The sequence below is a fragment of the Streptomyces sp. NH27 genome (assembly GCF_056859195.1).
In genome coordinates this window covers 1-8274 of sequence record NZ_JACEGK010000354.1, presented here as the reverse complement: position 1 = coordinate 8274, position 8274 = coordinate 1, and the positions used below count along the sequence as shown (strand labels likewise).

General features: G+C 72.2%; 11 protein-coding genes. 6 read left to right on the top strand and 5 right to left on the bottom strand.

Annotated features, from left to right (window positions below):
- Positions 1 to 103 precede the first annotated feature (103 nt).
- On the bottom strand, positions 104 to 370 hold the full coding sequence (locus AC13HU_RS25440; RefSeq protein ID WP_483044272.1) for a hypothetical protein: 267 nt from the start codon (positions 368 to 370) through the stop codon (positions 104 to 106).
- Positions 371 to 596: 226 nt separating this feature from the next.
- On the opposite strand from AC13HU_RS25440, the gene AC13HU_RS25435 reads away from it, so the two are divergent.
- The gene (locus AC13HU_RS25435) at positions 597 to 1133 is read left to right on the top strand and encodes a hypothetical protein (RefSeq protein ID WP_483044271.1); all 537 of its coding nucleotides are present in this window, start codon (positions 597 to 599) and stop codon (positions 1131 to 1133) included.
- Positions 1134 to 1194: 61 nt separating this feature from the next.
- Here AC13HU_RS25435 and AC13HU_RS25430 read toward each other — a convergent pair whose 3' ends face one another.
- Complete coding sequence (locus AC13HU_RS25430; protein WP_483044270.1) at positions 1195 to 1845, bottom strand: biliverdin-producing heme oxygenase; 651 nt, start codon at positions 1843 to 1845, stop codon at positions 1195 to 1197.
- A gap of 215 nt (positions 1846 to 2060) precedes the next feature.
- Here AC13HU_RS25430 and AC13HU_RS25425 point away from each other — a divergent pair, with 215 nt between their 5' ends.
- Complete coding sequence (locus tag AC13HU_RS25425) at positions 2061 to 2831, top strand: bifunctional DNA primase/polymerase (protein ID WP_483044269.1); 771 nt, start codon at positions 2061 to 2063, stop codon at positions 2829 to 2831.
- Positions 2832 to 3112: 281 nt separating this feature from the next.
- On the opposite strand, the gene AC13HU_RS25420 is transcribed toward AC13HU_RS25425, so the two are convergent.
- Both AC13HU_RS25420 and map read right to left on the bottom strand, forming a co-directional pair.
- Positions 3113 to 4117 (bottom strand): SCO2278 family lipoprotein, encoded by a 1005-nt coding sequence (locus tag AC13HU_RS25420; RefSeq protein ID WP_483044268.1) that lies wholly within the window; start codon positions 4115 to 4117, stop codon positions 3113 to 3115.
- A 61-nt stretch (positions 4118 to 4178) separates the two neighbouring features.
- Positions 4179 to 5036 carry a type I methionyl aminopeptidase gene (gene map / locus AC13HU_RS25415; RefSeq protein ID WP_483044267.1) on the bottom strand — a complete coding sequence of 286 codons (858 nt, stop codon included), beginning with the start codon at positions 5034 to 5036 and terminating at the stop codon, positions 4179 to 4181.
- Between the two features lie 118 nt (positions 5037 to 5154).
- On the opposite strand from map, the gene AC13HU_RS25410 reads away from it, so the two are divergent.
- From AC13HU_RS25410 to AC13HU_RS25400, 3 genes are all read left to right on the top strand, one after another.
- Positions 5155 to 5349: a hypothetical protein gene (locus AC13HU_RS25410; RefSeq protein WP_483044266.1), complete on the top strand. Its 195-nt coding sequence runs from the start codon at positions 5155 to 5157 to the stop codon at positions 5347 to 5349.
- A 180-nt stretch (positions 5350 to 5529) separates the two neighbouring features.
- The gene (npdG, locus tag AC13HU_RS25405; protein WP_483044265.1) at positions 5530 to 6252 is read left to right on the top strand and encodes an NADPH-dependent F420 reductase; all 723 of its coding nucleotides are present in this window, start codon (positions 5530 to 5532) and stop codon (positions 6250 to 6252) included.
- Positions 6253 to 6317: 65 nt separating this feature from the next.
- Positions 6318 to 6509, top strand: a complete 192-nt coding sequence (locus AC13HU_RS25400; protein ID WP_483044264.1) for a hypothetical protein — start codon at positions 6318 to 6320, stop codon at positions 6507 to 6509.
- A gap of 86 nt (positions 6510 to 6595) precedes the next feature.
- On the opposite strand, the gene AC13HU_RS25395 is transcribed toward AC13HU_RS25400, so the two are convergent.
- On the bottom strand, positions 6596 to 7381 hold the full coding sequence (locus AC13HU_RS25395) for a site-2 protease family protein (RefSeq protein ID WP_483044263.1): 786 nt from the start codon (positions 7379 to 7381) through the stop codon (positions 6596 to 6598).
- Between the two features lie 287 nt (positions 7382 to 7668).
- On the opposite strand from AC13HU_RS25395, the gene AC13HU_RS25390 reads away from it, so the two are divergent.
- The coding region (locus AC13HU_RS25390) for an AfsR/SARP family transcriptional regulator (RefSeq protein ID WP_483044262.1) at positions 7669 to 8274 on the top strand (606 nt) is incomplete at its 3' end.

The window sequence follows — 8274 nt, the reverse complement described above, 5'->3', positions numbered from 1 at the left end:
GTACGGGCCACGCCGGGCCGTCAAGGGCGCCTATGGCGTCGCTACGCGATGAGCAAGCCCACCCCTGACTGCCCACCGCGCCCCCGGTATTGGTTGCCGCGGGTCAGAAGCCGATCGCTTCGCGGAGGAGGAGGACGGTGCCGCGTCCGGGCTGGTGTTCCGCATTGAGGACGAGAAGGCGGTTGACGGCGCTGGGCCACCCGTACGTCTCCTGGGTGCGGGCACTTTCGAGCGGGAGGCAGTGCTCTTCGACGCGCCGTAGTGCGGTGTCCAGGTCGGGCACCACCTTCTGCGCTCCGACGATCCAGATCGCGCGGGCGGCGCCGCCGGCGTAACCGGGCAGCTGGCTTCCGCTGCCCGAGGCGATCACGAGGGAGCCGTCCAGGAGACCTCCGCCCGCTGGTACGCCATGCCGCCGCCGCAGCAGGAGGCGATCGAGTCCCCCGGCGCCTGGATGACGACGGTCGCCGGCCGGATCTGCCTCAACCAGCTCGGCTTCGCCCGGGCCCGGCGACGGGCCCGCCGACGGCCGGGTGCGGTGATGGCCGGGAGTCGACGTACAAGGTCAACTCCTCTGCGTGCACGGCACGATGGCCATGACTATGCTCTTTCTGCCGGTGCGGGCGATCCCGCCTGCGGCCCGTCGGGGCGCGCACAGGACCGGGGACTGGGAGAAGCAACTCATGCACATCAAGGACAGCGAGCTGACCACCACGTTGTCGGCCCAACTGGGGGAGGAGCTCGGCGCGGCGGCGTACGCGCGTCTGAACACCGCGCTCAGCCCCGCCCGTATGCTGACGCCGCTCGGCAACTACCTGGTCGCCAGGCCCGCGGCCCGATCCGCGGCCCGCAAGATCACCGACGCCACCGACGTACCGCTGGACGCGGCCATGGTCCTGGGGATCACGGCGGACGCCCTGCACGTGTGGAAGGCGGACCCGATGCTCAACCAGGTCCACGAACACATCGGTTCGGTGCCGCTGTCCCGCATCGCGGGGATGCGGGTGGAGGCCGGCCGTACCTGGCATGACGTGAAGATCACCCTCGACGACAACAACGAGATCGCCCTCCAGGCACGCGGCGAGGTGCACGCGATCGTGAGCGCCTACGAACAGCGGGGCGTGGGCGCCTGACGCGCGCGGCCACCCACCGGCAGGTGGTCCCTGAACCGACAGGACGGGGCAGCCGGGCGGGTCAGGCGCCCGCGAGCTCCGCGAGCAACGCCCCGTTGAACGTGAAGGCGCGGCGCGACTCGGCGATCACGCGGTCCCGCTCGGCGGCGTCGAGCGGCATCGCGTCCAGCAGCGTGCGGTACTCCCGCTTGAAGGCGGCCGGGTTGGGGATCGCGTCGAACACGTAGAAGCGCACGCCGTCCCCTTTGTGGTCGAACCCCCAGGTCTTCTGGGCGGTGTCGCGCACCACCTGGCCGCCGGAGAGGTCGCCGAGGTAGCGGGTGTAGTGGTGCGCGACGTAGCCGGCCGGCCAGGTGGCGGCGACCTCGGCGATCCGCGCGGTGTACGCGGCGATGGCCGGCAGCGGGACCGCCTTCCGCCGCCAGCCGGGGCCGCGCAGATGGTCGAGGTCGCGCTCCAGCGAGGGCACGCGCAGGAGTTCGGGGTACAGGAAGGGCGCGGCCACCGGATCGGCCGCGAGCGCGACGGCGCCGTCCTCCAACGCGCGGTACACGAACCACAGTTGCTCGGTGTAGCGGGCATACGCCCCGACGCCGAGACGGCCGCCGAGCATGTCGCTCATGAACGTCGTGTTGTTCACCTCGGTGTGCAGGTCCTGGCTCGCGGTGCGGATGACGGTGGAGAAGGGGGCGGCGACGGGCAGCGGCGACATGGCGGATCTCCTGGGATCGGCAACTTAGGTCTACCTGAGCAAGGCTTGCCTGACTTGTTTCGTCAAGACCTTACCGACAGTCCGTCGGTAAAGGTTGTGCGGGAACACTTCCACCCCGAGTGGCTGTTCAATCCGGCCAGGGGGCAGGATGGCCTCCACCGTCGGCGTACCGTGTCGAGTAGCGGGGTGGGCATGGGGGCGAGGGAAGGAGCTCGATGGCAGGTAGGAACAGGTTGTCCGGCTGGTTGCGCCGAGGCGCGGACAGCGGGTCGTCCTCCTCGACCGCCGCCCGCCCCGGCCGGTCGCCGCGCTCCGCCCGCGGCTCCCGCTCCCGCCCGTCCGTGCCCGACCCGCGGCGCGACGAACTGACCCGGGCCGCCGCGCAGGCCGGCTTCCGGCTGGTCCCGGCCGCCCACCCCGAGGGCTACGGCTGTTCTTGCGAGCGGATCGGCTGTCCGATCCCGGGCCTGCACCCGGTCTCGCCGGCCTGGCAGACCCAGGCGTCCACCGAGCCGCAGCGCGTCGAGGACTGGCTGCGCACCCATCCGCTGGCGAACTTCGTCACCGCGACCGGCATCGGCCACGACGTGCTCGACGTCCCCTCGGACGCGGGACAGCTCGCCCTGGAGCGGCTGACGGCCGACGCCGCGACGCTCGGACCGGTCGCCGCGTTCGGCGAGGACCGGCTGCTGTTCTTCACCGCGACCCGCGGCACGCCCGCCGACGAGGACGAGTGGTGGCCCTGCGAGCTGGACAGCCACCCCGAGACCGCCGACGAGCACCCCGGCATCCGCTGGCACTGCCGCGGCAGCTACGTCCTCCTGCCGCCCGCGCGGCTGCCCTCCGGGCACACCGTCCAGTGGCTCGACGGCCACGGCCCCGATCTGCCGCTGCCCGACCCGCTGCCCGTGCTCGCCGTCCTCACCGACGCCTGCGGCCAGTTCGGCTACGAGTTCGAGCCCGAATCCATCGCGTGGGGCCGCTGAGCAACCCCCCGGGGTGCCCCATCCTGCCTGTTGAGGGACCACCCGCCGGTGATGGGCTTGTCGCGCCGTTCCCCGCGCCCCTGGATGTGCTCGGGCCCCTCCGGGGCAAGCACGCGGCGAACCGCACATACTCGGGGGCGCTGGGGGCACTCCCCCTGGCTCCGCCGGGGGCACCCCCACCCAGGTGAAGCTCTGGGGGAGGAACTGCGCGACAAGCCACCGCGGACCGCAAGGCCCCGTGACGGCAGGACGGGGCACCCCGGAGGGTCAGGGGCACCGCGCTACGCGCCCTTCGCGGAGACCAGCCCCGTCAGGCTGCTGAGGAACTTCACCTTCGCGCCGGCCTTCTTCGGCGGCACGACCACCATGCTCTGGGCGACGCGGGCGAGGGTGATCGACGTCTTGGGGGTGCCCGAGGTGAGCGCCTTGGTGTCCGTGTCGAGATTGAGGTGGTAGCCCGCGCGGAAGGTCGCGCGGGATTGGTGGCGCGAGCCGAAGAAGACGACCGCGCCGCCATCGGTGGTGCGCAGCGCGATGGGCGCGAAGTCGCCCGAGATGTCGGGCTGATCGGCGTACTGGGTCACGGTGTTGGCCGTCCGCGAGGACTTCGCGTGGCTCGCCTTGAGACCGGAGGTGGCCGGCCCGTCAGCGAACACCTTCGCCGTGTCGGCCCCGTTCTTCCCGTCGCCCTTGGCGTCGCCCTTCCCGCCGTCCAGGTAGCCGGTGTACCGCGCGCTCAACTGCCCCGGCTGGACCAGCAGATCGGTGCCCGCCAGCGGCAGCGCCTCGGCGTGGCCGTGCTTGTCGACCGCGAAGTCCGGCAGCGCGTCGGGTGCGGCCACCCCGAGGAAGTCCGCCAACCACGGCTCGGTGGGGCCGCCGCGGCGGAACGCCAGCAGCCAGCGCGAGTCGCCGTTGCGGTTCGTCTGCGCCTCCGTGACGAAGAACTTCGGCCAGCCGCGCTGCTCGGGGATGAAGAACTTCTCGTCGGAGAACTTCAGCGCCGAGTAATTCCGGTTCCCCTGGGGGTTGTTGGCGTGCTTGGCCCGCACTCCGGCCTGGTCGATCGCGCCCAGTGGGCCCGTCTCGATGGCCTCGATCGCCTGCTCGTCATAGGACTTGGTGGCCTTGTTGTTCTGCGCGGCGAAGTTCGCCAGCACCTTGGCCGCCTCGGCGGGACGTATCGACGGAATGAGTGCGCGCTCGCCGTGCACCGTCATGCAACCGGCCAGCGGCACGGTCAGCGCGATGGCGGCGGCCCCGAGGCACAACCTGCGGCAGATCATGGCGCGTCGGCTCTCCTTCGTACCCGGTGGGATCGCCGCAAACCCTACCGGGCAGCGCCCGCTACGGGAGCGTGAGTACCTCGGCTCCGTCGGCCGTCACGACCAATGTGTGCTCGAACTGGGCAGTCCGCTTGCGGTCCTTGGTGACGACCGTCCAGCCGTCCTCCCACAGGTCGTACTCGTGCGTGCCCAGCGTCAGCATCGGTTCGATGGTGAAGGTCATCCCGGGCCGCATCATCGTGGTCGCCCGCGGGTCGTCGTAGTGCGGGATCACCAGGCCCGAGTGGAAGGAGGTGTTGATGCCGTGCCCGGTGAAGTCGCGCACCACGCCGTACCCGAAGCGCTTCGCGTACGACTCGATCACCCGCCCGATCACATTGATCCGGCGGCCCGGCCGGACCGCCTTGATCGCGCGGTCCAGCGCCTCCCGGGTGCGCTCCACCAGCAGCCGCGACTCCTCGTCCACGTCCCCGACGAAGTACGTCGCGTTGCAGTCGCCGTGCACACCGTGGATGTACGCCGTCACGTCCAGGTTGACGATGTCGCCGTCCCGCAGCACCGTCGAGTCGGGGATGCCGTGGCAGATCACCTCGTTGACCGAGGTGCACAGGGACTTCGGGAAGCCGCGGTAGCCCAGGTCCGACGGGTACGCCTTGTGATCGACCATGTACTCGTGGGCGATCCGGTCCAGCTCGTCCGTGGTCACCCCGGGCGCCACGGCCTTCGCCGCCTCCTCCATCGCCCGCGCGGCGATCCGGGAGGCGATCCGCATCCGGTCGACGGTCTCCTCGTCCTGCACCTCCGGGCCGGTGTACGGGGTCGGCCCCGGCCTGCCCACGTATTCGGGGCGCGGGATCGACCCGGGCACCTGACGGGCGGGGGAGAGGGTGCCGGGCACGAGCAGCGACTGACCAGACATGCCGACGAGTGTATCCACGGTGGATCGGGCACGATGGGATGGGGCCGCGCCCGACAACGGGAGGGGCTCCGCCGGGCAAGGCGGCCCGCACCCGCCGGTGAGCGAGAGGGAGAGCGCGATGGCCTTTCACAAGGCGAACAAGCCCGCCGGGAAGCCGGGGGAGTGGTTCTACTGCCTCAAGCACAAGCGGGTCGAGGAAGGGCCCGACTGCCCCTCCAAGGACCGCTTCGGCCCCTACGCCACCAAGGAAGAGGCCGAGCACGCGATGGAGCGGGTCACCGAGCGCAACGACGAATGGGATTCCCAGAACTGAGTCGTCCGGGTGGTGCGTTCTCGTAGGTGTGGGACCTCGCGGTGGGTGCGTGGCTTGGGGTACCTCCCGGGCGAAGCTGTGGGGGGAGCGCCGTTCCCCCCACCGGCGGGTGGTCCCGGGGCCGGCCGGACAGGGCAGCCCGGCGGGTCGGGGACACCCCCACGGTGCGACCATAAGAGGATGACCGCCGCTGACGATGTGAAGAAGCCCGCCGCCAAGGACCCCTGGGCGCTCCCTGACGTGTCCGGCCTGACCGTGGGAGTGCTGGGCGGGACCGGCGACCAGGGCCGGGGCCTGGCCTACCGGCTGGCGCGGGCCGGCCAGTCCGTGGTGATCGGCTCGCGGGACGCGGCACGCGCGGAGGCGGCCGCGGCCGAGCTGGCCGCGGGCGGGAAGGGCGTCGCGGGAGTCCAGGGCGCGGAGAACGCGGAATGCGCCCGCCGCAGCGACATCGTGATCGTGGCGGTCCCGTGGGAGGGCCACGCGAAGACCCTGGAAGCGCTGCGCGAACCTCTCGCCGGCAAGCTCGTGATCGACTGCGTCAACCCGCTCGGCTTCGACAAGCAGGGCGCCTACGCGCTGACCCCCGACGAGGGCAGCGCCGCCCAGCAGGCCGCCGCGCTGCTCCCGGACTCCCGGGTCACCGCCGCCTTCCACCACCTGTCCGCGGTGCTCCTCCAGGACCCCGCGGTCGAGACCATCGACACCGACGTCATGGTGCTCGGCGAGTCCCGCGCCGACACCGACCTCGTGCAGGCGCTGGCCGGCCGCATCCCCGGCATGCGCGGCGTCTTCGCGGGCCGGCTGCGCAACGCCCACCAGGTCGAGTCCCTGGTGGCCAACCTGATCTCCGTCAACCGCCGCTACAAGGCCCACGCCGGCCTGCGCGTCACCGACGTGTGACGTCCGGCGGCCCGCCGGGCCGCGACGCCCCCGACCACCCGCACCAGCACAGGAGCCCGACCGCCATGCCCCGCCTCGCCCGCTACTCCCTGATCGTGTGCCTGCTGGCCGTGGCGGCCGCGGTGGTGTCCTTCGTCAACGGTCAGTGGATCGGGGTGGTCTGGGTACTGCTCGCCGGCCTCACCAGCAACATGTGCTGGTACTACTACCGCAAGGCGAAGATGGCGGCCGCGGCCGCACAGCGCGCCGCCGGGTGAACTGACAGCGCGCTCACGGCCGTTCGGCGCTTCCAGCCGTTCCAGCCGTATTAGCCGTTCCAGCTCTGCCGGACCGTCGAGCGCGGTCAGTGCTTCCAGAACTGGAAAAGGTAGTAGCCGTAGCCCGCCATCCAGTCCGGCACGTTGAACCACGTCATCACGTGGTACATCGCGTCGAAGAACTTGACGTTCACCGAGTGGATGTAGAGCACCCCGAAGACGGCGAGCATCCCGAACGGCGCGAACGGCTGCACCTGGCGGCGCACTTCGTAGGACAGCCACGGCTCGAGCACGCCGTACCCGTCGAGGCCGGGGATGGGCAGGAAGTTCATGATGGCCGCGGTCACCTGGAGCAGCGCGAGGAACCCCAGGGCGGCCTGGAAGTCGTGCGGCCAGGAGTCGGCCAGGCCGAGGGTGAAGGGGAGCATCAGCAGGACGGCGAAGAGCACGTTGACGAGCGGGCCCGCGGCGGAGATGAGGCTGTGCCGCAGCCGGCCGCGGATGCGGTTGCGCTCGATGAGCACGGCGCCGCCGGGCAGGCCGATGCCGCCCAGGATGACGAAGATCAGCGGCAGCAGGATGGACAGCGCCGCGTTGGCGTACTTCAGCGGGTTCAAGGTGAGGTAGCCCTTGGCCTCGACGCTGGTGTCGCCGCTGTGCAGGGCGGTGCGGGCGTGCGCGTACTCGTGCAGGCACAGCGAGAAGAGCCAGCCGGAGAGGACGAACAGGAACACCGCGAAGCCGGCGTCGGACGCGTAGCCCGCCCACACCGCCCAGCCGGAGACCACCATCACCGCGGTGATGCCGAGGAACACCGGGCTGATCCGGCGGTTCTCTCCTCGCCTGGTCATGCGCAGCGGAGTGACGGTCATGTTGCGGGCTCCTCGCGGGGCGGGGGTGTGGTGCGGTGCGGTGCCGCCCGATCATGCCATCCCGGGCAGGCTCGGACACGTGCCACGTCCGCAAAACGGACGGCGGCCGGCCCTGGTTCCGGCCCCCGGGGCCCGCGGTGGCCGTCCGCGGCGGGTTCGTGCCGGGCGGTGCGGCGGGCCCGTACCGGCCGGGTCCGGCCGGTATCCGCCGAGCCCCGGGCGCCGCCGGGACGACGGGCCCGCCCACTTCGTGACATCGGCCACGCCGACTCCGTAAGAATGGGGCCGTGCGATACACGATCCTCGGCCCCACCCAGGCCCTGCGGGACGACGGCGACCCCGTCGCGCTCGCGGGCGGCCGCCTGCGCGCGCTGCTCACCGCGCTGGCGCTGCGGCCCGGCCGGGTGGTCGGCGCGGACATCCTGATCGACGAGGTGTGGGACGGCGAGCCGCCCGCCGGGGCCACCGGAGCGCTCCAGGCGCTGGTCGGCCGGCTGCGCCGGGCGCTGGGGCACGACGCGGTCGGCTCGGTGGGCGGCGGTTACCGGCTGGAGGCCGCCCGCGACGACGTGGACCTGTACCGCTTCGAGCGGCTGGCCGAGGAGGGCGCGCGGGCGCTCGCCGACGGCGACCCGGTGAAGGCCGCCGGGCTGCTCGGGGACGCGCTCGCGCTGTGGCGCGGCCCGGCGCTGTCCGACCTGCCGGACCGGGGCACGGCCGCCGTACGCAGCGAGGCCCTGCGGCTGGACGCCCACCGGCAGCGGCTCACCGCGGAGCTCGCCCTCGGCCGGGCCGGGCAGGTGCTGCCCGAACTCGCCGAACTGGCCGCCGCGCACCCCCTGGACGAGCCCCTGCGCGCCCTCCACATCCGCGCCCTGCGTGCCGCCGGCCGC